This window comes from Planotetraspora kaengkrachanensis (assembly GCF_016862895.1).
In the GTDB taxonomy this organism is placed as follows: Bacteria; Actinomycetota; Actinomycetes; order Streptosporangiales; family Streptosporangiaceae; genus Planotetraspora; species Planotetraspora kaengkrachanensis.
The window spans coordinates 329,255-352,354 of the sequence record NZ_BONV01000001.1 but is presented as its reverse complement, the minus strand read 5'-3'; the positions used below and the strand labels follow the sequence as shown (position 1 = coordinate 352,354).

Genomic DNA, 23,100 nt, shown 5'->3' with positions numbered 1-23,100 from the left:
ACGATCGTAGCGACCCGGACGGCCTGCCTCAGAGAGGCAGCGGCAGCACCCGTCCGGCGACGACCAGGGCCACGTCTTCCGACTCCTGCGCGAGCCGCTGGTTGAGCCGGCCGAGCGCGTCGCGGAACAGCCGCCCGCTCGCGGTGGCGGGGACGACCCCGAGCCCGACCTCGTCGCTCACCGCCACGACCCGGCCCGGGGCGCGTCGCCAGGCCGCCACGAGATCGTCGCACCGCCGCGTGACGCGGTCGGCCGCGGAGATCGGCGTGTCGTCCGGGGGAAGCGCTGAGCCGTCCGCGGGAGTCACAGAGGCGGACTGGCCTGGCCATGCGCCGTACTCGTCGAAGACCGCCGCCAGCCAGGTGCCGAGCCCGTCGATCAGGAGCGTCCCCGGCGGATCGAGGAGCAGGGGGGCGAGATCGGTGGTCTCCACCGTCAGCCAGTGGGCGGGCCGCCGCTCCCGGTGGGCCTTCACCCGGGCCAGCCAGGACGGGTCGTCCCCGCCCGACGGTCCCGTCGCGACATAGGTGACGCCGGGATCGGTGGCCACCCGCAGCTCGGCCTCCGCCGACTTGCCGGAACGGGAGCCGCCGAGCAGCAGCGTGCGGCCGCGTCGCGGCGGAGCCGCCTCGTACGGCCCGCCGCCGGCGGTCGTCCTGATCGAGGTGCCGTCGGGCACCGCCTCCGCGTCCCAGAACGCGAGCCTTCTGCTCAGCTCGGCTTCTGAGGTGACACGGTGGTCGACCCCCACGGCGACCACCCGGGTGTGAGGGGCCACCAGCCCGCGCCGGCGCAGGTCGCCGAGGTGCTCGGGCCGGTCGAGAAGGTCGATGAGCACGAGATCGAAGGGCTCCGCCGCGTACGGCTCCGAGACGGCCCACCGGGCGGAACCGGCGTGCAGCAGGCGTCCTCCGTCGGGCGTGACGATCTCGTCTCCGTCGGGACCCCGCCTGAGCCGGTATCCGTCCGGCAGCCGGCCTTCCGCGTGCGGGAGCCGTACCCGGCCGTCCAGCAGGATCGAGGCCGGTCCGCGGTGCCCGGGGGACAGGCGTCCGCAGGACGCGCATCCGCAGCCGGGGGACGGCCAGCCCCCGGGCCCGGCCGTGCCCTCCAGGTAGACCTCCATGCCGACTCCTGTTCTTCGCGTCCTGTCCTTCACGGGCCGCCCCCATGTTCCCGGTCCGCGCCTCGGCCTCGCCGAGCCCATGCCGATATAGGGTCGGCTGGATCACGCGAGGGGGAGACCTTCGTGGCGAGGACGGCGGAAGGGACGTGCGGGAATGACATGGCGCTGGCGCTACGAGGACGCCAAGGGCGGCGAGCTGACGGACCGGCCGCTGCCGCGTGAGATCTTCTCCAGCCAGGCCGACGCCGAGTCATGGCTGGGCGAGACCTGGCGTGACCTGCTCGAGAGCGGTGTCGAGCAGGTCACGCTGATGGAGGACGAGCGCGTCGAATATTCGGGGATGTCCCTGCGCCAGGCCTGATCTGTTAGGGGCGCCTGGCGGGGCTGACCGTCTTGGCGGGGTCGCGCTCGACCACGGAGCCGAGCACGTCGTCGATCTTCTTCATGGTGTCCGCGCCGAGAGTGACGCCTGACGCCTTGACGTTGTCCTTCACCTGCTCGGGACGGGTCGCGCCCACGATCGCCGACGACACGTTGGGGTTCTGCAGCACCCACGCGACGGCGAGCTGGGCCATCGTGAGGCCGTGGTCCGCGGCGACGGGCTTGAGCTCCTGCACGCGCTCGAGCACGTCGTCGTGGAGGAGGCGGCTGATGAAGTTGGCCCCGCCGGACTCGTCGGTCGCGCGCGATCCCGCGGGCGGCGGCTGACCGGGCAGGTACTTGCCCGTGAGCACGCCCTGTGCGATCGGCGAGAAGACGACCTGGCCGATGCCCTCCTTCTCCGACAGGGGGACGACCTCGGACTCGATGACCCGCCACAACATGGAGTACTGCGGCTGGTTGGAGACGATCCGGTCGAAGCCCATGTCATCGGCGATCTTGAGCGCCCGGGCGATCTGGTCGGCCGTCCACTCGCTGACCCCGACGTACAGCACCTTGCCCTGCCGTACGAGGTCGTCGAAGGTCTTGAGGGTCTCCTCGAGCGGCGTCTCCGCGTCGTAGCGGTGCGCCTGGTAGAGGTCGACGTAGTCGGTCTGCAGACGCCGGAGCGATCCGTGGATCGACTCGGTGATGTGCTTGCGGGACAGGCCGCGGTCGTTGCGACCGGGGCCGGTCGGCCAGTAGACCTTGGTGAAGATCTCCAGCGACTCGCGGCGGACGCCCTTCAGCGCGCGCCCGAGAACTTCCTCGGCCTTCGTCCCCGCGTAGACGTCGGCGGTGTCGAACGTGGTGATGCCCTCGTCGAGCGCCGCCTGCACGCACGCGCGCGCCGCGTCCTCCTCGACCTGGGAACCGTGGGTGATCCAGTTGCCGTAGCTGATCTCACTGACCATGAGGCCGCTGCGGCCGAGATGGCGGTGTTCCATGATCCGACACACTAGAGCAGACGGCGTCACATGTGGCCGTGAGCGCCGCGCATGGTCATCACCGCGTGCGGATAGACCACGAGCGGGCGCATCATGCCCTCGTCCTGGTGCTCCAGCAGGTGGCAGTGGTACGCGAAGCGCCCGGTGGCGCCCTCGAACCGGCCGGCGATGGTGACGACCTCGTTCACGCCCACCTGGATGACGTCCTTGAGGCCCTTCTCGCCCTCCTCCAGCACCCCCGCCTGCTTGTACGCGATGGGCTTGGTCGTGCCGCCGAGCGTCGCGTCGAATCCACTGATGTCGTAGATATCCCGAGAAAGGGCTTGGAAGCGCATCAGATGGATGTGCATCGGGTGCGGGAAGTCGGTGGCGTTGATGAACGTCCATAGCTCCCAGGCGCCCTCCATCGCGAAGTAGTTGACGACGTCGTCCGGCCCGTTGGCGATGCGCCGGTAGGTGAGCACGTTGCCGTCTGCCGTCTTGAGCTGGACGATCCCGTCGGTCCCGAGATCGACGGTGTCGGCGCGCACCTTCTCCATCTCCCACATCTCGGAGTGCTTGCCCCCGCCGACTTTGGTGAGCACGACCCGGTGCGTGCGGTTCACCGGGAGGCTGTCGTGCGTCGTCCGCACGAAGGAGGGGGAGACGACGCGCGGCAGGGTGAACGTGTCGCCGCCCGCCCTGGTCTCCTGCCCGCTGCTCTCCTTCTCGCGGGCACGTCCCGCCGCATGCCCGCCGCCCACGCGGAACTGCATCACCTCGGGGTACGGGATGCCAGGCGCGGGCTCTCCCGGCGTCGTGCCGGCGAGGGTGTTGACCAGGCGAAGGCGTTTGCCCTGGTGCGCGCCGAAGTCGATCAGCAGGTCCGCGCGTTCGCCCGACGCGAGGGAGACGAACGGCTCGATCGGCACGGGGGCGGGGAGCAGGCCGCCGTCGGTGCCGATCTGCTTGACCACGCCGGTGACGGGCCCGCCGGTCGACTCGTCGATCAGCGCGAGCCGGAAGGTCCGGGAATTGGACGCGTTGAGCACGCGGAACCGGTACCAGCGGGGCTCGACGTCCATGTGGGGCCAGATGATCCCGTTCACCAGCGTGTACGGACCCTCGAACGGCCGCGTGACCGGCTGGATCTCGTTCCTGAACGTCACCTTGTGCAGGAGCCTGCCGGTGAGCAGGCCGCGCTCGTCGGTCTCGAAGTTCCTGTCGCACAGGACGAGGGGCACCTCGTGCTCGCCCTTCGGCAGGTTGAGCGCGTCCTCCTCCTCGTCCCTGATCCAGTACATGCCGAACAGGCCGGCGAACAGGGTCCAGGTCGAGGTGTGCATCGCGTGGTCGTGGTACCAAAGGGCCGCGGAGGGCTGCTTGTTCAGGTACTCCGAGTACTGCACCTCGCCCGCCAGGTGCCCGTTCTCCGACCAGCCGTCCTGCCCGCCCCCGGTGATCGCGCCGTGCAGGTGGACGACCAGCCAGGGCGGGATCCCGGCGACGTCGTCGCGCGGCACCGCGCCACCGGCGCCGGGCAGCGTGTTCGGCAGTGTGGGCTTGCCGACCTCGGCGAACACCTGCACCGCCGTCACCGGGACGGTCTCGTTCTCGATCCGGTTGGTCCAGGCGACCCGCAGCCGCTGCTCGCGGCGCACCTCGATCGTGGGGCCGGGGGAGCTGCCCTCATAGGTCCACAGCCGGGTCGGCGGAAGCTCCGAGTGCAGGCGCCTGGCCACGGCCCGCATCTCGATCGTCAGCGCCTCGCTCGCCGGCCTGATCAGGGGAGGGATGAAAAGAGGATCGGCGAACGGTGTCAGCGTGGCCGTCACCGGCCGGTCCGCTCCGGCGAGGCCCGAAGACTCGCCGCCGCCTCCGGCCGGCCCGGCGTCGCCCGCGCCCGGCTCCCCGGCCGTCCCCGGCGTTCCCTGAGGCTCCGGCGTCCCGGAGGGAACCGGCGTCCCGGGGACCTCGGCCGCCTGCCCGGCGTTCGCGGCCTGCACGGGCGCCGTGACGCCCGCCACGGCCACGGCCGTCGCGAGCCCGAAGAACTTCCGCCTGCTGGTGTCCATGACTCCGCCCCTTGTCGAGATCGATTCGCCCCCCAGCGACCCGACGGCAAATCCCGGAGCATAGCGGCGGAGTCCTCGAAGATCATCGTGAAAACGCCAGGGGGAGGCGGAACTTGGCCGCACCTTGGATCGGCCGGGGGTTCGGGACGACGGAACCCCGGCCGATCCGATGTGATTCGAGGTCGGACGCCTGGTTTGCGGTGAAAGAAGGCGCCCGGGGCGGATCCATTCACTTCACAGGTGACGGCGGAAACGACGACGGCGCCGGCGGCCGTGGAGGCCGCCGGCGCCGTGCCGTGATCGAGCGGGCCGTGGCGGAAGAGCCGCGGCGTGAATTGCGTGCTCCGCCGTACGGAATCAGACCTTGGGAGGAACGGGCGCGCCCCCCGGGCGGACGGTGGGCTTCGGATAGCGCAGCGGGCGCATCTGCAGCGCGCGCATGGCGGCGTAGAAGCCGACGCCCTTGAGGTTCTCGCCGGGGAACTTCTCGGCCGCCGCCTTCTTGACCCGCAGCGCCATGAAGTACGACAGCGGCAGCAGGAGCACCATGACGGGCACCGAGTAGTTGTAGATGTAGAAGAAGAACGCCCTGATCTCCGTCGGGAACGGGATCACCGTGAGGATCAGCAGGGCGAGGATCGCCGGCAGGGCGTACGCCCAGGGGACCCGGCGCGAGTCGACCCAGTCCCGCGCGAACTTCCGCACCGGACCGCGGTCGCGGGGCTGAAGATACCGCTCGTCGCCGCGCAGCCTGCCCTCCCGCTCGCGCAGGCGTGCCGTCTTGTCGCGATCGCGCTGGAGGCGGTAGGCCTCCTTGCGGTTGGAGGGAGCCGTCATGGGCATGCGGCGGCGCCCCTGTGACTCGCTCCGCTTGGGGGTGGGACGCCCCTTGCCCGGAGTCGCGTGGGGTTTAGGATCAGCTACAGGGACGGGGGAGTCGTCCGTAGGCATCTGGATACGGCGTCGGAACACGCCGCCCAGCCTACCGGGAGTGCAACTTAGTGACGCCCTCGCGCGTTATGCGTAGGGTGAACCCAGGCGGTTGCACCGCTTATCGGAGGGCTGGAACGGCTGGGGTCACCCACGCACAACCTTGAGAAGGGGACGGCCGACGCGCATGAGCGTGATGAAGAGACTTTCCATGATCTTCAAGTCCAAGGCCAACAAGGCTTTGGACAAGATGGAAGATCCGCGGGAAACCCTTGACTACTCCTACCAGCGGCAGCTGGAGCTGCTCCAGAAGGTGCGCCGGGGCGTGGCGGACGTGGCCACCAGCCGTAAGCGGGTGGAGCTGCAGATCAACCAGCTTGAGGGTCAGGCCGCCAAGCTGGAGAACCAGGGCAGGCAGGCCCTGTCGGCCGGTCGCGAGGACCTGGCACGTGAGGCACTCAGCCGCCGCAACGGTGTGAACACGCAGATCGCCGACCTTCGCATCCAGTACGGCAACCTTCAGGGCGAGGAGGAGAAGCTCACCCTCGCCAGCCAGCGGCTGCAGACCAAGGTGGACTCCTTCCGCACGAAGAAGGAGACCATCAAGGCCACCTACACGGCTGCCGAGGCGCAGACGCGGATCAACGAGGCGTTCTCCGGCATCTCCGAGGAGATGGGCGACGTCGGCCTCGCGATCCAGCGGGCCGAGGACAAGACCGCTCAGATGCAGGCTCGCGCGGGCGCGATCGACGAACTGCTCGCCAGCGGCGCCCTCGAGGACTTCACCGGCCAGCGCGACGACATCCAGGCCGAGCTCGACCGCATGGGCGGCGGCTCGGACGTGGAGCTCGAGATCGCCAAGATGAAGGCCGAGCTGGGCCAGGGCCCGGCGCCGAAGAGCGCCATCGAGGCGGGTCAGCCCGGGCAGCCGGCGCAGCAGCCCACCCAGCAGCAGTACCGCCAGCAGGGGGAGGGACTGTGATCGTTCGCATCATGGGTGAGGGGCAGGTCGAGATCGGCGCGGCCGACATCGACGTCCTGAACACCCTGGACGTGGAGCTCGAGGCGGCCATCGAGTCCGATGACGAGGAAGTCTTCCGCACCAAGCTGCACGCGCTGCTGGAAAAGGTCCGGCAGGTGGGCAAGGCCCTTCCGGACGACTCGCTCGAGCCGTCCGAGCTGATCCTTCCTCCTGCCGACGCTTCGATCGAGGAGGTGCGGGAGATGCTCGGGGACACCGGGCTCATCCCTGGCTGATGGCCCGCACCAGATTCGCGCCCGATCGCGGTCTGTCCGTGCGGATGACCGTGACGATGTTCCTGCTCGGCCTGCTCTACGTGGTCTTCATGGCCATCTTGATCTCGCTGGGCGTGCAGGCCGTCGTGGTCCTGGTGATCGCCGCGGGCCTCCTGCTCGTGCAGTACTTCTTCTCGGACAAGATCGCCTTGTTCGCGATGCACGGACGGGAGGTCTCCCCCGAGGAGGCGCCCGAGCTCCACGGCATCATCGACCGGCTCACGGCGATGGCCGACATGCCCAAGCCGCGGGTGGCGATCGCCGACTCCGACATCCCCAACGCCTTCGCCACCGGGCGCAACCAGAAGAACGCGGTCGTGTGCGTGACCACGGGGATCCTGCGCCGGCTGGACGCCAACGAGCTCGAAGGCGTTCTCGCCCATGAGATGTCCCACGTCGCCCACCGGGACGTCGCGGTGATGACGATCGCCTCGTTCCTCGGGATCGTCGCCGGGCTCATGACGCGGTTCGCGCTGTACACCGGCCTCGGGGGCCGCCGGGACAGCAACAACGGGCCGCCCATCGGCCTGATCATCCTGCTCGTGTCCGCGCTCGTCTACGCCGTGAGCTTCCTGCTGACCCGGGCCCTGTCCCGGTACCGCGAGCTCGCCGCCGACCGGGCGGGGGCGTACCTCACGCAGCGGCCGTCGGCGCTCGCGAGCGCCCTGGTGAAGGTCAGCGGGGAGATCGCCCGCATCCCCACACGGGACCTGCGCGAGGCCCAGGCGTTCAACGCCTTCTACTTCACCCCCGCGCTGTCCGGCCAGAGCGTCGCCGCGCTGTTCTCCACCCACCCTCCCCTGGAGCGCAGGCTGGACCAGCTGGCGCAGATCTCCGCCGCTCTGGGCCGCTGATGGGCTGGCTCGACTCGCTGCTCGGACGTACGAAGCCCGCGCAACCGGATCTCGACGCCCTGTTCGCGCTGCCCTCGGCCGCCGTGACGCTGCAGGCCGCGACGGGCTTCACGCCCACAGGCGCCGGCTCCGTTGCGTTCCGGGCCGCGGAGGGCGGCGCGTTCGCGCAGCTGGAGAAGGACATCGCGGATCTGCTGGGCAAGGTCGAGGTGTCCCAGGACTCCTACGGCTACACGTGGCTCCTGGTCCGCAACCCCGACGTGCCCGCCCTCGTCACCGACCTGCACGGCGTCAACTCGTCGCTGGAGGCCGCGGGCTTCGGGCCGTCGCTCCTGTGCTCGATAGTGACGTTCTCCGACCCCTCGAACCGCACGCTCGCGATCGTCTACCTCTACAAGCAGGGCACGTTCTACCCCTTCGCCCCGGCGCGGGGCACACAGCGCGACAACGCCTTGGAACTGCAGGTACGCGGGGTCCTGGCCGGCGAGCTCAAGATCGAGTCCGACCTGTCCCGCTGGTTCCCCGTGTGGGGCGCCCCCGGTCTGTGAGCCGCCCCGCCGTACGGAGGTCCGCACGGCGGGGCGCGCCGCTCGTCACGGAAGGGCGAGCATCCGGTCCAGCGCCACCTTCGCCCAGTGCGTGGTGTCGGGGTCCACGGTGATCTGGTTGACGACCTCGCCCGCGGCCAGCGACTCCAGCGCCCAGACCAGGTGAGGCAGGTCGATCCGGTTCATGGTCGAGCAGTAGCACACGGTCCGGTCCAGGAAGGTGACCGTCTTGTCCGGGAACATCTGGCCGAGGCGCTTGACCAGGTTCAGCTCGGTGCCCACGGCCCACGCGGATCCGGCGGGCGCCTCCTGCAGGGTCCTGATGATGTACTCGGTCGAGCCCACGTAGTCGGCCTTCGTCACGACCTCGTGGCGGCATTCGGGGTGCACGAGCACGTTGACGCCTGGGATGCGGGCGCGCACCTCGTCGACGCAGCCGGCCGTGAACCTGCCGTGGACCGAGCAGTGGCCCTTCCACAGGATCATCTTGGCGTTCTCGAGCTGTTCCCGGGTGAGCCCGCCGTTCGGGCGGTGCGGGTTGTAGACGACGCAGTCGTCCAGGGACAGCCCCATCTCGAGCACGGCGGTGTTGCGCCCGAGATGCTGGTCGGGCAGGAACAGGACCTTCTCACCCTGCTCGAAGGCCCACTCCAGTGCACGCCTGGCGTTGGAGGAGGTGCACACGGCGCCCCCGTGGCGTCCGCAGAAGGCCTTGATGTCCGCGCTGGAGTTCATGTAGGTGATCGGGACCACCCGTTCGGCGATCCCGGCGTCATCGAGCGCGTCCCAGCAGTCCTCGACCTGGGTGAAGGTCGCCATGTCGGCCATCGAACAGCCGGCGGCCAGGTCGGGGAGGACGACCTTCTGGTCGTCTCCGGTCAGGATGTCGGCAGACTCGGCCATGAAGTGCACGCCGCAGAAGACGATGTACTCCGCGCCGGGCCGCGCCGCGGCGTCGCGGGCGAGCTTGAAGGAGTCTCCGGTCACGTCCGCGAACTGGATGACCTCGTCACGCTGATAGTGGTGCCCGAGCACGAAAACGCGGTCGCCGAGCCGCTCCCTGGCCGCGCGGGCACGCTCGACCAGAGCCGGGTCGGAGGCGGGCGGGAGATCTCCCGGGCAGTCCACGCCACGCTCGCTGTGCGGGTCGGTGCCCTGGCCCAGGACGAACAGCGGAAGTCCGGTCTCAGCGATCGTCACGGACAACACCCCCTTCGGGGACTTATCGTCGAACTGACGACTAAGCATTGCACACGCGTTCTGGAGCTCCCGCCCGGGGTGGCGGAAAGAGGGAGAACAGGGACCGCGGGGAAGTCCGGGGGCGCAGGCAGGAATGTGTATCGATCGGCGGGTGTTGGTAGCGTCTAAGTAGGACGTCGGAATCAATCGACCGCTCCGAGTGGGCGGTTGGGGCAGACGCGGGAGTCAGCACATGACGATTGAGAGCAGCGAGACGACGCAGCAGGGCATCCTCCTGACTGACGCGGCCGCGGCCAAGGTCAAGAGCCTGCTGGAGCAGCAGGGCGAGGAGGGGCTGCAACTGCGCGTCGCGGTCCAGCCGGGTGGCTGTTCCGGCCTTCGCTACCAGCTCTTCTTCGACGACCGCTCCATGGACGGCGATGTCGTGTCGGACTTCGGCGGCGTGGGCGTCGTCACCGACCGGATGAGCGCGCCGTACCTCGTCGGGGCGACGGTCGACTTCGTCGACACCATCGAGAAGCAGGGCTTCACGATCGACAACCCCAACGCCACGGGCTCGTGCGCCTGCGGCGACTCGTTCAGCTGATCGTCCCGGCCCCTGAGCTGATCGACGAAGGCGACAGAGCCCGGCGGAGCGTTCCCCGGCTCACGTGAACGGCCCCGTACGGATTCCGTACGGGGCCGTCGTCATGGCGACAGGGTACGCTCGACAGGTTCGGCAAGTTTGCCACCTATCCCCATGATGCTGACAACGAGGAGAACGACCCCGTGCGCATCGCCATCACCGGCTCGATCGCTACCGACCATCTGATGACCTTCCCAGGTCGTTTCGGCGACCAGCTCATCGCCGAGCAGCTCGACCGGGTTTCATTGTCGTTCCTCGTGGACGAGTTGCAGATCCGGCGTGGCGGTTGCGCCGCCAACATCTCTTTCGGCATGGGCTGCCTCGGCCTGAGCCCCGTCCTCGTGGGCGCCGTGGGCACCGACTTCGCCGACTACCGGTCCTGGCTCGAGCGGCACGGTGTGGACTGTGATTCCGTGCACATCTCGGAGGTGCACCACACGGCCCGGTTCCTGTGCACCACCGACGAGGACCACAACCAGATCGCGTCTTTCTACACCGGCGCGATGGCCGAGGCCCGGGAGATCGAGCTGCACCCGATCGCCGAGCGCGTCGGCGCGCTCGACCTGGTCCTGGTGGGCCCCAACGACCCGGCCGCCATGCTCCGGCACACCGACGAGGCGCGCACCCGGGGGATCCCGTTCGCGGCCGACCCGTCGCAGCAGCTCGCGCGGATGCCCGGTGAGGAGATCCGCCGGCTGGTCGACGGCGCGGCCTATCTGTTCAGCAACGACTACGAGCTCGGGCTGATCATCCAGAAGACCGGCTGGTCGGACGAGGAGATCCTCGACCGGGTCGGCGTCCGCGTCACCACCCTCGGCCCCAAGGGCGTCAGGATCGACCGCAAGGGCGAGCCGTCCCTGCACATCTCGCCGGCACCCGAGCGGGGCAAGGCCGACCCGACCGGCGTCGGCGACGCGTTCCGCGCGGGCTTCCTGTCCGCGCTCGCCTGGGGTCTGTCACTGGAGCGCTGCGGCCAGGTCGGCAACCTGACGGCCACCCACGTCCTCGAGCAGGTCGGCGGCCAGGAGTACGAGCTCGGCCAGAAGGTCTTCATCGAGCGTCTCGCGGCCGCCTACGGCCAGGCCGCGGCGGACGAGGTCGCCGCCCACGCCCGCTGCCACTACGTCTAAGGTCGCCGGCCTTCGGCCGTTGAATCTGACGCCGTCAATCTGAGGCCGTCGATCTGAGGCCGTCTCTGAGGAACGCCGGTCAGGCCGCCCGGATCCCGGGCACCGCCTGATCGGCGCGCCCGGGAGGCGGGGTCCCGGTGATCGGGTCGCCCCGGCGGGCCGGCCCGTCCTGTGGGGCCGGGGCCCGGGTCAGTAGTTGCGGCGGACGTGGATCGACCAGCCGCCCTGCGGCAGGTCGTAGGAGGCCACGTGCGCGTGTGACTTGAGGCGGCACCAGGCGGGGATGTCGGTGAACGCCGCGGGGTCGTCGGCGAGCACGGCGACCACCCCGCCGAGCGGCACGACGTTGATCTGCTCGGCGAGCATGATGATCGGGATGGGGCACTTGCGGCCCAGCGCGTCGATCATCAGGTCCGACGGGGGCTCCGTGCGCGTCTGACGCGTCTCCGCGGCCTCGGGGGCCTCATGGGTCTCGGCGGCGGACCCGCCGCCACTCGACCGCCTGCGCCACATCAGTGAACCCCCAAGGTCGCTCGAATCCGCCGCACGATGTCCGGAAGCACGGCGAGAAAGCGATCGACGTCGCCTTCGGACACGCCACGGGGCAGCGATACCCGGACGTTCCCGTGTGTAAGCACTCCCATCGCCTCCAGAACATGCGATGGGCGAAGCGTACTCGCCGTGCACGAGCTTCCGGACGAGATGGCGAACCCGGCCTTGTCCAGTTCTGTCAGGAGCGCCTCACCCTCCACGTAGAGGCAGGAGAAGGTCACGATGTGCGGCAAGCGTGCGACCGGGTCGCCGATGACCTCCACGTCGGGCACGAGGCGCGGCACCTCGTGGCGGATCCTGTCCACCAGCGCCGACAGGCGGGGGCCCTCCGCCGCCTCCTCCGCGGTCCTGGCGCGCAACGCGGCAGCCGCGGCGACGATCGCCGGGACGTTCTCGAAACCGGGCACCCGGCGGCGCTCACGCTCGTCCTCCGGGTACGGCGAGCGCCAGCGTGTGCCCTTGCGGACCGCCAGCACCCCGACGCCCGCCGGGCCTCCCCACTTGTGCGCGCTCGCAGTCAGCACCGACCATCCGCCGGGGATGGGGAGGCGGCCTGCCGACTGGGCGGCGTCCACCAGGAGCGGCACGCCCGCCGCCAGGCACGCCGCGGCAGCCTCCTCGACCGGCTGGAGGGTGCCCACCTCATGGTTGGCGGTCTGGAGACAGGCCAGGGCCGTGCCCGGCCCGGAGACGGCCTCGGCGAAGGCGGCGGCGTCCACGCGGCCGGCGCGGTCCACGCCGACGGTCTCCACCTCGCCGTCGTCGTGTTCGTGCACCGCGGCGGCGTTGAGGACGCTGGAGTGCTCGACGGCGCTCACCACCAGCCGCCGCCCCGCCCGGCGGCGGCCTCGGAGTGTCCCGAGGACCCCCAGATGCACGGCCTGAGTGCCCGACGACGTGAAGGAGACCTCGTCGGCCCGGGCGCCGATGATCTCGGCCACCTCCGCCCGCGCCTGATCCAGTAACATCTGGGCCCGGCGGGCCGTGCCGTACAGGCGGGCGGGGTCCGCCCAGCCGGCGTCCAGGGCGGTCATCAGCGCCTCACGGGCCGCCGGGTGCAGGGGTTCGGTGGAAGCCGCGTCCAGATAGGCCACGGTTAGGACACTAACGGGGGCTGCTCGGAGGGGCATGGCCGGTCCGCGCTAATGTGTCCCCCAGCGTGAAGTGACCAAGTAAAGGGGGGGACCGGCGACAGGACAGTGCCGGTCGTCCCAAAAGCGCAAAATGTGAAAAACCGCCCAGGAGAAGGACTCTTGGGCTTCATTTGTGGGGTAGGCGATCCGTGAGTCCGACCCGCCGTACGACACGGCGACAGTTGGCCCGCCGCCGGTTGACCGGCGGCGTCGCCGCGGCGCTGCTGCTGGCGACCGCTACGGCGTGCAGCAGCGATGCCGTTGACCAGTGGAGCCGCGGGGGGATGCCGGAAGGCGTCACCGAGCAGTCGACCGTCATCCAGACGCTCTGGAACGGAGCCTGGATCGCGGCACTCGCCACCGGCGTCGTCGTCTGGGCGTTGATCCTTTGGGCGTCGGCGTTCCATCGTAAGAAGAAGAACTCGGTCGACCAGCTTCCCCCGCAGGTGCGGTACAACCTGCCGATCGAGATCCTCTACACCGTCGTACCGGTGATCATGGTCGCGGTGTTCTTCTTCTTCACCGCGCGCGACGAGACCGCGATCATGAAGGTCGACGGCGACGCGCCGGTCAAGGTGGCCGTCGAGGGTTACCAGTGGAGCTGGCGCTTCACCACGGACTTCCAGGGCCAGAAGGCGGTCACCGCCGGTGTGCCCGTGGACCTGAGCAAGCAGAGCCTGCAGACCCCGCAGGGTCCGCAGCTCGTGCTGCCGGTCAACACCAAGATCCAGTTCGACCTGCACTCGCCGGACGTCATCCACTCCTTCTGGGTGCCGGCCTTCCTGTTCAAGCAGGACGTCTTCCCGGGGAACGTGCACAACAAGTTCGAGATCACGACGCTCAACCGGACGGGCGTCTTCTTCGGCCGGTGCGCCGAGCTCTGCGGTGTCGATCACAGCAGGATGCTGTTCTCCGTGAAGCTCGTGCCGCAGGCCGAATTCGCCCAGTACATCAAGACCCAGGCGGGGAGTGCGCAGTGACCGCCATTCAGGAACCGGTTCGCGTCGCCGCGAGGCCGAACACCAAGGGCACGGTCATCGCCAAGTGGCTGTCCTCGACTGACCACAAGGTGATCGGGCACCTCTACCTGATCACATCGTTCGTGTTCTTCCTGATCGGCGGCGTCATGGCGCTGGTCATGCGAGCCGAACTCGCCCAGCCGGGCCTGCAGTTCGTGTCGAACGAGCAGTTCAACCAGCTGTTCACCATGCACGGCACGATCATGCTGCTGATGTTCGCGACGCCGCTGTTCGCGGGCTTCGCCAACGAGCTCATGCCGCTGCAGATCGGCGCGCCCGACGTGGCCTTCCCGCGGCTGAACATGGTGAGCTACTGGCTCTACCTGTTCGGCAGCACGATCGCGGTGAGCGGCTTCTTCACCCCGGGTGGCGCCGCGTCCTTCGGCTGGACGGCGTACGCGCCGCTGTCGAACGCGGTGACCTCGCCCGGACTCGGCGGCGACCTGTGGGTCCTCGGACTGGCCCTGTCCGGTCTCGGCACGATCCTCGGCGCGGTCAACTTCATCACGACGATCATCACCATGCGGGCTCCCGGCATGACGATGTTCCGGATGCCGATCTTCACCTGGAACATCCTGCTCACCAGCATCCTGGTGCTGCTGGCCTTCCCGGTCCTCGCCGCCGCGCTGCTCGCGCTGGAGGCCGACCGCAAGCTCGGCGCGCACATCTTCGACTCGCCGACAGGCGGCCCGATGTTGTGGCAGCACCTGTTCTGGTTCTTCGGCCATCCCGAGGTGTACATCATCGCGTTGCCGTTCTTCGGCATCATCACCGAGGTCCTGCCGGTCTTCAGCCGTAAGCCCGTCTTCGGCTACATCGGCCTGGTCGGCGCGACCATCGCGATCGCCGGCCTGTCCGTGACGGTCTGGGCGCACCACATGTTCGTCACCGGCCAGGTGCTGCTCCCGTTCTTCTCGTTCATGACGTTCCTCATCGCGGTGCCCACCGGCGTGAAGTTCTTCAACTGGATCGGCACGATGTGGCGAGGCCATCTGGTCTTCCACACGCCGATGCTGTTCGCCGTCGGCTTCCTGGTGACCTTCCTGTTCGGTGGTCTGACCGGCGTCATCCTGGCCTCGCCGCCGCTGGACTTCCAGATCAGCGACAGCTACTTCGTCGTCGCCCACTTCCACTACGTGGTCTTCGGCACCGTCGTGTTCGCCATGTTCTCGGGCTTCTACTTCTGGTGGCCCAAGTTCACCGGCAAGATGCTCGACGACAAGCTGGGCAAGTTCCACTTCTGGACGCTGTTCTTCGGCTTCCACCTGACGTTCCTGGTCCAGCACTGGCTGGGTGTCATCGGCTTCCCGCGCCGGTACGCCGACTACTCGGCGGCCGACGGCTTCACCGACCTGAACATGATCTCGTCGGTCGGCGCGTTCCTGCTCGGCGCCTCCACGCTGCCGTTCCTCTACAACGTGTGGAAGACCTGGAAGACCGCGCCCAAGGTCATGGTCGACGACCCGTGGGGCTTCGGCGGCTCGCTGGAATGGGCCACCTCTTGCCCGCCCCCGCGGCACAACTTCACCTCGCTGCCGCGGATCAGGTCCGAGCGTCCCGCGTTCGACCTCAAGTACCCGCACCTCGCGGCGAACAAGCCTGAGCTGGAGGATGTCCGATGAAGATCCAGGGCTGGATGTTCCTGCTCTGCGGCGTCTTCTTCGCCGCGGCCGACGTCGTCTACTGGTTCTGGTCCAAGGAGCCGACAGGCACCACGGCCATGGCGATCTCCGTCGGGCTCGCCTTCATGATCGGGTACTACCTGCTGTTCACAGCACGCCGCATCGGCGACCAGCCGGAGGACAACAAGGAGGCCGAGATCAGCGACGGCGCCGGTGAACTGGGCTTCTTCAGCCCGCACAGCTGGTGGCCGCTGTTCGTGTGCCTCTCGGCGGCGCTGACGTTCTTCGGCTTCGCGATCGGCTGGTGGCTGTTCTTCATCGGCCTGTTCGCCACGATCATGAGCACGATCGGTTTCGTGTTCCAGTACTACCGGGGCAACTTCTCCCACTGACCCGGGTGAGGCCTCACGTCACGGCCGGTCGACCTCCGCGTCGACCGGCCGTGACGTCTTTTTTGCCGGGAATCAGGAGGTTCCGGTACGGCCCCTGAAGCTGCTCAGGGAATAACCCCGGGAAACTGATCACTGCCGGGGGGAGATCGACGTGCGCGCTGGTGCAGGGGCGCTGGCCCTACTCATGGCGACCGGCTGTTCCGCCGCGGTTGAGGACGGCGGGTCGTCCACACCGAAGACGGCGATCAACATCACACCGCTCAACGGGATGCAGGGTCTGTCCACGGAGACCCCCATCATGGTGGGCGCCACGGCCGGCGCGTTGAAGAACGTCACCGTGCGGGCCGCTGGGCAGCCTGTGGCGGGCGTTTACAGCGCCGACAAGACCCAGTGGCGCAGCGAGCGCCCGATGGCTCCTGGGCTCTCCTACAGCGTCACGGCGGTGGCGGCGGGACCCGACGGCGGCACCGTCGAACGGACCAGCACGTTCTCCACGGCCAAGGCGGCCACGTCGTTCGGCATCGACACGCTGCTCCCGAACAAGGACACCGGCCTCACGGTGGGCGTGGGAATGCCGATCATGATCACGTTCGACAAGCCCGTGAAGGACAGGGTCTCGGTCGAACGGAACCTCTCCGTCCAGGCGTCCAACCCTGTCGAGGGGGCATGGCACTGGTTCGACGACAAGAACGTCGTCTTCCGGCCCAAGAGCTACTGGCCGCCTCACACCAAGGTGCGCTTCGTCGCCAATCTCAAGGGCGTCAAGGGCGCCGACGGGATGTACGGCAAGCAGGACTACACCCGCGACTTCACGATCGGCCGGTCCCAGATCAGCGTCGCGAACACCCAGACCCACCACATGAAGATCGACCGGGACGGCAGGCAGATCAAGAATTTCCCGATCAGCGCCGGCATGGGCGGCGCCATGCGCCACTACACGACCAGCGGCATCCATCTGGCGATGTCCCGCGAGGACGTGACCGTCATGACCTCGCCCGACGCCGGCCCCGGACAGTCCGGCTACTACCAGACCACCGTCTACGACACCGTGCGCATCTCCAACAGCGGGGAGTACGTCCACGGGGCGCCGTGGTCGGTGGGGGACCAGGGCAACTCCAACGTCAGCCACGGCTGCATCAACGTCAGCCCCTCGAACGCGAAGTGGTTCAAGGAGAACACCCTGATCGGGGACCCCGTCATCGTCGAGGGCACGCCGCGGAAGCTGGAGGCGACCAACGGCTGGGGCCACTGGCAGGAGTCCTGGAAGGACTGGCTCAAGTGGAGCCGCCTGCGGGCCGACATGACGGGCCCGCTCACGTAGGACGGCCACCGGTGCGCGGAAACGTGAAACGGCCCGGGTGGGGAATCCCCACCCGGGCCGTTTCACGTTCCGGGCGACCGTGCCGGTCGCCCCTGTTCTCAGCGTTTCTCAGTGCCCGTCCCGGTGACCGTCTGACTGGTCCCCGGCGCCGATGGCGGCGTGCTCGTCGTGGCCGTGTCCCTCGTCGAAGGGGACGTGGTCCGTGCCGTACGCCTCACTGACCTTCGCGCGCAGGCGCCCGAGGGCGGTGCGGGCCCCCTTCGGCGGGATTCCCTCGCCGTCGACGCCGCTCTCGATGATCGGGATCTCCGCCTTGCCGCGGATGTGGTCCGCGATGTCCTGCGCCGGCGGCGTGTGGACCTCGATGTACTCACCGTGCGGCAGACGCTTGATGACACCCGACTCCACACCGTGGGACAGAACCTCGGCGTCCTTGCGCTGCAGGCCGAGGCAGATCCGGTACGCGACGAAGTAGGCGATCGCCGGGACGATGAAGATCGCGAAGCGACCGATGATCGTCGTCTCGTACAGGCTGATGTGGAAGTTGGCCGAGATCTCGTCGTTGGCGCCGAGCAGCCACAACACGCCGTAGAACGCGATTCCCGCGAAGCCGATCGCGGTGCGGACCGGGTTGTTGCGGGGACGGTCGGCGACGTGGTGCTCACTGCGGTCGCCGGTGACCCACTGCTCGATGAACGGATACACCGCCAGGCCGGTCATGACGATGCCCAGCGGCACCAGGGCAGGGATGAGCACGCTCAGCGAGACCGTGTGATCAAGGAAGTTGATCTCCCAGGCGGGCATCAGCCGCAGAGAGCCTTCCAGGAATCCCATGTAGAAGTCGGGCTGGCTACCCGCCGAGATGTCCGCCGGCGTGTACGGGCCGAACAGCCAGATCGGGTTGATCTGGGCGAAGGTTCCGAGCAGCGCGATGACACCGAACGTGAACAGGGTGAACGCGCCCGCCTTGGCCATGAAGGCCGGATAGAAGGGCGCCCCCACCACGTTCTTGTTGTTGCGGCCGGTGCCCGGCATCTGGGTGTGCTTCTGCACCCACATGAGGACCATGTGGGCCGAGATCAGCGCCAGCAGGATGCCCGGGATGAGCAGGATGTGGATCGTGAAGAACCGCGAGATCACGTCGTGCCCGGGGTACTCGCCCCCGAACAGCAGGAACGTGAGGTAGGTGCCGACCACCGGAATGCCGAGCATGACGCCCTCGGTGATCCGCAGACCGGCGCCGGACAGCAGGTCGTCGGGCAGGGAGTAGCCGGTCAGGCCCTCCAGCAGCGCCAGCGAGAGCAGGCCGACGCCGATGAGCCAGTTCAGCTCACGCGGCTTGCGGTAGGCGCCGGTGAAGAACACCCGCAGCATGTGAACCATCATGCCCGCGATGAACAGCAGCGCCGCCCAGTGGTGAATCTGCCGGATCAGCAGGCCGCCGCGGACGTCGAAGCTGATGTTCAGCGCCGAGGCGTACGCCTCGGACATCTGCACGCCCACCAGCGGCTGGTAGGAGCCGGAGTAGACGACCTCGCCCATGCTCGGCTTGAACCAGAACGTCAGGAACGTGCCGGTCAGCAGCAGGATGATGAACGAGTAGAGCGCGATCTCGCCCAGCAGGAACGACCAGTGGTCGGGGAAGATCTTCCTCATGTTCCGCTTGAGGAAGCTGCCTGCCCCGATGCGGTCGTCGAGGAAGGTCGAGACCCCTGAGATGGCCTTGGGAGTGGTGTCCATCACGCCTTCTGCTCCCTTGCTTCCGCCTCGGCGTCGCCGCGCTCCCAGAAGCTGGGGCCGACGGGGACCTTGAAGTCGGACTTGGCGACGAGGTAGCCCTCGTTGTCGATCCCGATGGGCAGCTGCGGCAGCGGCCGGGCAGCGGGACCGAAGATCACCTTCGCGCCGTCGGCCGCGTCGAACGTCGACTGGTGGCACGGGCAGAGGATGTGGTGCGTCGTCTGCTCATAGAGGGCGGCGGGGCAGCCCACGTGGGTGCAGATCTTGGAGTACGCGACGATGCCGTCGTGCGTCCAGTTCAGGTTGGTGCCGGACTTGATCTCGTCCGGGCGGAACTTGAGCAGGATCAGCGTGGCCTTGGCCAGCGCGTTCAGGTCCTCCTCGTAGCCCTCGGGGATCACCGAGAGGATGCCGCCGGGTGAGTTGAAGTCGGCCGCGCGGATCGGCTGGCCGGTGCCCTCGACCACGAGTCGGCGTGGCTTGCCGTCCTTGGTCGGGGCGCCCCACACCGTGTGCCGCAGCGCGGTGCCGGGCAGCGGGCCCATGTCCTTGAGCAGCACCAGCGGGGCCAGGCCCAGCGGCGCCGCGGCCAGCAGCAGCGTCCTGCGCAGCATCTTGTGCTTGACGAAGCCGCTCTCGTTCGCGCCCTGGAGGAACGTCTCCTCGACGTACTCCTTGGTGTCGGCCTCGGAGGCCATCGGGTGGCGCTCCTGCACGAGGTTGTACTTCGGCATGATCCGCCGGACCCACACCACGATGCCCGCGGCGAGCGAGAGCAGCGCGACGCTGAGCGAGCTGCCGAGGGCGTAGTTGGAGGCGGCCGTCCTGTCGATCGTGCCTACCTGGAAGATCACGTAGGACGCGATGAACGCCACGCCCGCCAGGAAGGTGATCGTGAACAGCAGCGCGACGGTCCGCTCCGCCCGCTTGGCCGCGGCCGGGTCCTGGGGGTACACACCGGGCACGGCCTTGTCCTCGCGGACGACCTCGTTTCCGAGGATGGGGCCGTTGGAGGGCGGGGTGCCGATGACGCGTGCCGGCACGCGTCCCTCAGGCTGATCGTTGAAGTTCTCTGTCATGCCTGCGTCCGTCGCTTCTTCGCCGTGATCCAGATGGCGGCCAGGATGAGGAGGCTGAGACCCACGATCCACGCCACGAGACCCTCGGTCACGGGCCCGATCCGGCCGAGACCGGAGCCGCCCGGGTCGACCTGCGACCGCACGTGGGTGATGTAGGCGATCATGTCCCGCTTCTGGTCAGGCGTGATCGTCGAGTCGTTGAAGACCGGCATCGCCTGCGGGCCCGTGGCCATCGCCTCGTAGATCTGGGTCGGCGTGGCCGGGTTCAGCGGGGGAGCGTACTTGCCGTAGGTCAGCGCGCCGCCCGCGCCGACGAAGTTGTGACACTGGATGCAGTTCGCCCGGAACAGCTCACCGCCCTTCGCCGGATCGCCCTTGGCGGGATCGACCTGCTCGGCCGCGGGCCGGGTCGGACCGCCGCCCAGCGACTGGACGTACGCCGCGAGGTCGCTGATCGCCTGCGGGGTGGCCCACTCGCCGAGAGGCTTGCGGGGCGCCTGCGGGCCCGCGTCCGCCGCCGGCATGCGGCCGGTGCTGACCTGGAAGTCGACGGCGGCCGCGCCAACGCCCACCAAGGTGGGAGCCTTGGCGGTGCCCTCGGCGTTCATGCCGTGGCAGCTGGCGCAATGGGCCACGAAGAGGCTCTTGCCCTGCGCCACGTCGTCGGCCTTGCCCGACGCGATCGCCGCGTCCGCGCTGCTGCCTCCCGGCGCGGCCACGGCGTAACCACCGCCGAGCAGACCGAGTGCGAGCGCCACGACGGCATATCGTGCGAGAGGATGGCGCCGTCGGGCGGTGATGGAGTTCACCGAATTTCCCGTTCCGATCATTTGATGATGTAGATGGTCGCGAAAAGGCCGATCCAGACCACGTCCACGAAGTGCCAGTAGTAGGACACGACGATCGCGGCGGTCTTCTGCTCAGTGGTCAGGCGCTTCGCGGCGTACGTGCGTCCCAGCAGGAACAGGAACGCGATCAGGCCACCCGTCACGTGCATGCCGTGGAAACCCGTGGTCAGGTAGAACACCGAGTCGTACGGCGAGTGCGAAAGGGTGTGACCCTCCTTCGCGAGGTTCGCGTACTCCCAAAGCTGACCGCCCACGAAGAAGGCGCCCATCAGGAAGCTGATGATGTACCAGAAACGCAGCTTCTTGACGTCACCCCGCTCCACTGCCCACACGCCAAGCTGGCAGGTGACACTCGACAGGACCAGGACGGTCGTGTTGAACGTCGCGAAGGGGATGTTGAGGTGCGCCTCAGGCCAGGGACTGTTCTCCCCGAGGCTGACCGACCGGATGGTGAAGTACATCGCGAACAGCGCCGCGAAGAACATGAGCTCAGAGGACAGCCACACGATCGTCCCGACCTGAACCAGGTTCGGCCGGTTGTACGCGTGTGGTCTCGTCGTCGTAGTAGTTGCGGATGCTGTCGCCACGGGCGCCATTATTGCGGTTCTCGGGGCCGGGTCGCCGCACGACCCCCCGTTAGGCTCTCAACCTGCGTCTAAAACGGGCATTGCACAGCAATAACCCCGCGACTACGCGCCTGGCGGCCACGCCGGTAGCATCACGATGACCATACCCCGCGATTCGACAGTGAGCGTGACATGAGGGTTCTCGTCTACAGCGACGACGCCGGCACCCGGGAGAAGGTGCGGCTGGCCATCGGGCGGCGTCCCGCCGCGGACGTGCCACTGGTCGAGATCGTCGAGTGCGCGACGCAGCCGGCGGTGATCAAACTGCTCGACGCCGGGGACATCGGCGTCGCGATCCTCGACGGCGAGGCCGTGCCCGCCGGAGGGATGGGCGTCAGCAGGCAGGCCAAGGACGAGGTGCACAACTGCCCGCCGATCCTGCTGCTGATCGCGCGCCGCGACGACCGCTGGCTCGCGAACTGGTCCCGGGCCGACGCGGTGGTCGCGCACCCGATCGACCCCGTGGTCCTCGCGGAGGCGGTCGCCGGTCTTATGCGCAGCCGCCTCAGCATCTCCGGCACGAACTCGTCCAACCATTCCGTCTGACACCTGACACCCATCTGACACCGCGGAGCCCACCATGGACGCGCGCACCACATGGCCCTCGCTGCTGAACGCGCTGATCTCCGGCGAACACCTGACGTCCGGTGAGACGTCGTGGGCCATGGGCGAGATCATGTCCGGTAGGGCGACGTCCGCCCAGATCGCCGCGTTCGTCGTGGCTCTGCGGGCGAAGGGCGAGACGGTGGCCGAGGTGACCGGGCTCGCCCGCGCCATGCTCGACCTCGCGACCCCCCTCACCGTCGAGGGGCCGGTCGTGGACGTCGTCGGCACCGGCGGCGACCGGGCCCACACGGTCAACGTGTCGACCATGGCCGCCGTGGTCGCGGCCGCGGCGGGGGCCCGGGTCGTCAAGCACGGAAACCGGGCGGCCTCGTCTCTCTGCGGGGCGGCGGACGTCCTCGAGCACCTGGGCGTCACGCTCAACCCGCCGCCCGAGATCACGGCCAGGGTGGCCGTCGAGGCGGGCATCGCCTTCTGCTTCGCGCCCGTCTACCACCCCGCCCTGCGGTTCGTCGGCCCGGCGCGCAAGGAGATCGGCGTCCCGACGGTCTTCAACTTCCTCGGCCCGCTGACCAACCCGGCCAGGCCCGCCGCCCAGGCGATCGGCGTGTACGACGCGAGGATGCTGCCGGTGATCGCCGGCGTCTTCGCCGAACGCGGGGTCTCCGCCCTGGTGTTCCGCGGGGAGGACGGTCTCGACGAGCTGTCCACGGCCGCGCCGTCCACCGTCTACGTGGTCCGGGACGGCACCGCCACCCAGACCCTGTTCGACCCCGCGGAGATCGGCATCCCGCGCTCGCAGCCGGGAGACCTGCGGGGCGGCGACGTGGAGTTCAACGCGGCGGCCGTGCGTGACCTGGTGAACGGGAAGACCGGGCCCATCCGTGACGCGGTCCTCCTGAACGCCGCCGCCGCGCTGGTCGCACTGGAGCGGCCGGAGGGCGAACTCGTCCCGGCCATCGCGGCGGCCTTCGAGCGTGCCGCCGAGGCGGTCGACTCGGGCAGGGCAGCGGCGACGCTCGACCGCTGGGTCGAGGTCAGCCGGTCCCTGACCCCGTAGACCTTCAGAGGTAC

24 protein-coding genes are annotated in these 23,100 nt (G+C 68.8%); 13 read left to right on the top strand and 11 right to left on the bottom strand.

Features of this window, described 5'->3' with window-relative positions:
• Positions 1–28: 28 nt before the first annotated feature.
• Positions 29–1,126, bottom strand: a complete 1,098-nt coding sequence (locus Pka01_RS01595; RefSeq protein ID WP_203880691.1) for a bifunctional adenosylcobinamide kinase/adenosylcobinamide-phosphate guanylyltransferase — start codon at positions 1,124–1,126, stop codon at positions 29–31.
• Between the two features lie 154 nt (positions 1,127–1,280).
• Between Pka01_RS01595 and Pka01_RS01590 the strand changes: the two genes are divergently transcribed.
• Positions 1,281–1,487 carry a hypothetical protein gene (locus Pka01_RS01590; protein ID WP_203880690.1) on the top strand — a complete coding sequence of 69 codons (207 nt, stop codon included), beginning with the start codon at positions 1,281–1,283 and terminating at the stop codon, positions 1,485–1,487.
• A 4-nt stretch (positions 1,488–1,491) separates the two neighbouring features.
• Here Pka01_RS01590 and Pka01_RS01585 read toward each other — a convergent pair whose 3' ends face one another.
• The 3 genes from Pka01_RS01585 to Pka01_RS01575 all read right to left on the bottom strand — a co-directional run bounded on the left by Pka01_RS01585 (position 1,492) and on the right by Pka01_RS01575 (position 5,498).
• Positions 1,492–2,493, bottom strand: coding sequence for an aldo/keto reductase family protein (locus Pka01_RS01585; RefSeq protein WP_203880689.1), 1,002 nt, complete (start codon positions 2,491–2,493; stop codon positions 1,492–1,494).
• 26 nt (positions 2,494–2,519) lie between these two features.
• On the bottom strand, positions 2,520–4,547 hold the full coding sequence (locus tag Pka01_RS01580) for a multicopper oxidase family protein (protein WP_203880688.1): 2,028 nt from the start codon (positions 4,545–4,547) through the stop codon (positions 2,520–2,522).
• Between the two features lie 357 nt (positions 4,548–4,904).
• Positions 4,905–5,498, bottom strand: a complete 594-nt coding sequence (locus Pka01_RS01575) for a DUF3043 domain-containing protein (RefSeq protein ID WP_203880937.1) — start codon at positions 5,496–5,498, stop codon at positions 4,905–4,907.
• Between the two features lie 166 nt (positions 5,499–5,664).
• Between Pka01_RS01575 and Pka01_RS01570 the strand changes: the two genes are divergently transcribed.
• The 4 genes from Pka01_RS01570 to pspAB are packed head-to-tail and all read left to right on the top strand — an operon-like array spanning position 5,665 to position 8,175.
• Entirely contained in the window at positions 5,665–6,459 is a 795-nt protein-coding gene (locus Pka01_RS01570; protein ID WP_203880687.1) for a PspA/IM30 family protein, read from the top strand.
• Entirely contained in the window at positions 6,456–6,734 is a 279-nt protein-coding gene (gene pspAA, locus Pka01_RS01565; RefSeq protein ID WP_203880686.1) for a PspA-associated protein PspAA, read from the top strand. The genes Pka01_RS01570 and pspAA overlap by 4 nt, the downstream gene beginning before the upstream one ends.
• Positions 6,734–7,627, top strand: a complete 894-nt coding sequence (gene htpX, locus Pka01_RS01560; RefSeq protein ID WP_203880685.1) for a zinc metalloprotease HtpX — start codon at positions 6,734–6,736, stop codon at positions 7,625–7,627. The genes pspAA and htpX overlap by 1 nt, the downstream gene beginning before the upstream one ends.
• Complete coding sequence (gene pspAB, locus Pka01_RS01555; RefSeq protein ID WP_203880684.1) at positions 7,627–8,175, top strand: PspA-associated protein PspAB; 549 nt, start codon at positions 7,627–7,629, stop codon at positions 8,173–8,175. Before htpX ends, pspAB begins: the two co-directional genes overlap by 1 nt.
• A 45-nt stretch (positions 8,176–8,220) precedes the next feature.
• On the opposite strand, the gene nadA is transcribed toward pspAB, so the two are convergent.
• Positions 8,221–9,375: a quinolinate synthase NadA gene (nadA, locus tag Pka01_RS01550; RefSeq protein ID WP_373318082.1), complete on the bottom strand. Its 1,155-nt coding sequence runs from the start codon at positions 9,373–9,375 to the stop codon at positions 8,221–8,223.
• A 232-nt stretch (positions 9,376–9,607) separates the two neighbouring features.
• Between nadA and erpA the strand changes: the two genes are divergently transcribed.
• Both erpA and Pka01_RS01540 read left to right on the top strand, forming a co-directional pair.
• Entirely contained in the window at positions 9,608–9,961 is a 354-nt protein-coding gene (gene erpA / locus Pka01_RS01545) for an iron-sulfur cluster insertion protein ErpA (protein WP_203880682.1), read from the top strand.
• 182 nt (positions 9,962–10,143) lie between these two features.
• Positions 10,144–11,130, top strand: coding sequence for a carbohydrate kinase family protein (locus Pka01_RS01540; protein WP_203880681.1), 987 nt, complete (start codon positions 10,144–10,146; stop codon positions 11,128–11,130).
• A 189-nt stretch (positions 11,131–11,319) separates the two neighbouring features.
• On the opposite strand, the gene Pka01_RS01535 is transcribed toward Pka01_RS01540, so the two are convergent.
• Both Pka01_RS01535 and Pka01_RS01530 read right to left on the bottom strand, forming a co-directional pair.
• Complete coding sequence (locus Pka01_RS01535; protein ID WP_239114678.1) at positions 11,320–11,538, bottom strand: sulfurtransferase TusA family protein; 219 nt, start codon at positions 11,536–11,538, stop codon at positions 11,320–11,322.
• Between the two features lie 104 nt (positions 11,539–11,642).
• Positions 11,643–12,776: a cysteine desulfurase family protein gene (locus Pka01_RS01530; protein WP_239114628.1), complete on the bottom strand. Its 1,134-nt coding sequence runs from the start codon at positions 12,774–12,776 to the stop codon at positions 11,643–11,645.
• Positions 12,777–12,964: 188 nt separating this feature from the next.
• Here Pka01_RS01530 and ctaC point away from each other — a divergent pair, with 188 nt between their 5' ends.
• The 4 genes from ctaC to Pka01_RS01510 all read left to right on the top strand — a co-directional run bounded on the left by ctaC (position 12,965) and on the right by Pka01_RS01510 (position 17,169).
• Positions 12,965–13,795, top strand: coding sequence for an aa3-type cytochrome oxidase subunit II (gene ctaC, locus Pka01_RS01525; RefSeq protein WP_203880678.1), 831 nt, complete (start codon positions 12,965–12,967; stop codon positions 13,793–13,795).
• Positions 13,792–15,456 (top strand): aa3-type cytochrome oxidase subunit I, encoded by a 1,665-nt coding sequence (gene ctaD / locus Pka01_RS01520; RefSeq protein WP_203880677.1) that lies wholly within the window; start codon positions 13,792–13,794, stop codon positions 15,454–15,456. The genes ctaC and ctaD overlap by 4 nt, the downstream gene beginning before the upstream one ends.
• Complete coding sequence (locus Pka01_RS01515) at positions 15,453–15,848, top strand: cytochrome c oxidase subunit 4 (RefSeq protein WP_203880676.1); 396 nt, start codon at positions 15,453–15,455, stop codon at positions 15,846–15,848. Before ctaD ends, Pka01_RS01515 begins: the two co-directional genes overlap by 4 nt.
• Positions 15,849–15,999: 151 nt before the next feature.
• Positions 16,000–17,169 carry a L,D-transpeptidase gene (locus Pka01_RS01510; RefSeq protein ID WP_239114627.1) on the top strand — a complete coding sequence of 390 codons (1,170 nt, stop codon included), beginning with the start codon at positions 16,000–16,002 and terminating at the stop codon, positions 17,167–17,169.
• Positions 17,170–17,277: 108 nt separating this feature from the next.
• Here Pka01_RS01510 and qcrB read toward each other — a convergent pair whose 3' ends face one another.
• From qcrB to ctaE, 4 genes are all read right to left on the bottom strand, one after another.
• Positions 17,278–18,909, bottom strand: a complete 1,632-nt coding sequence (gene qcrB / locus Pka01_RS01505) for a cytochrome bc1 complex cytochrome b subunit (protein ID WP_203880935.1) — start codon at positions 18,907–18,909, stop codon at positions 17,278–17,280.
• The gene (gene qcrA, locus Pka01_RS01500) at positions 18,909–19,988 is read right to left on the bottom strand and encodes a cytochrome bc1 complex Rieske iron-sulfur subunit (protein ID WP_203880675.1); all 1,080 of its coding nucleotides are present in this window, start codon (positions 19,986–19,988) and stop codon (positions 18,909–18,911) included. Before qcrA ends, qcrB begins: the two co-directional genes overlap by 1 nt.
• A complete protein-coding gene (gene qcrC / locus Pka01_RS01495) occupies positions 19,985–20,746 on the bottom strand; it encodes a cytochrome bc1 complex diheme cytochrome c subunit (protein ID WP_425570995.1) in 762 nt (253 codons plus the stop codon). Before qcrC ends, qcrA begins: the two co-directional genes overlap by 4 nt.
• Before the next feature lie 68 nt (positions 20,747–20,814).
• Positions 20,815–21,432, bottom strand: a complete 618-nt coding sequence (ctaE, locus tag Pka01_RS01490) for an aa3-type cytochrome oxidase subunit III (protein ID WP_203880673.1) — start codon at positions 21,430–21,432, stop codon at positions 20,815–20,817.
• A gap of 162 nt (positions 21,433–21,594) precedes the next feature.
• Between ctaE and Pka01_RS01485 the strand changes: the two genes are divergently transcribed.
• Both Pka01_RS01485 and trpD read left to right on the top strand, forming a co-directional pair.
• A complete protein-coding gene (locus Pka01_RS01485; RefSeq protein ID WP_203880672.1) occupies positions 21,595–22,008 on the top strand; it encodes a hypothetical protein in 414 nt (137 codons plus the stop codon).
• Positions 22,009–22,042: 34 nt separating this feature from the next.
• On the top strand, positions 22,043–23,086 hold the full coding sequence (gene trpD / locus Pka01_RS01480; protein ID WP_203880671.1) for an anthranilate phosphoribosyltransferase: 1,044 nt from the start codon (positions 22,043–22,045) through the stop codon (positions 23,084–23,086).
• Positions 23,087–23,100 lie beyond the last annotated feature (14 nt).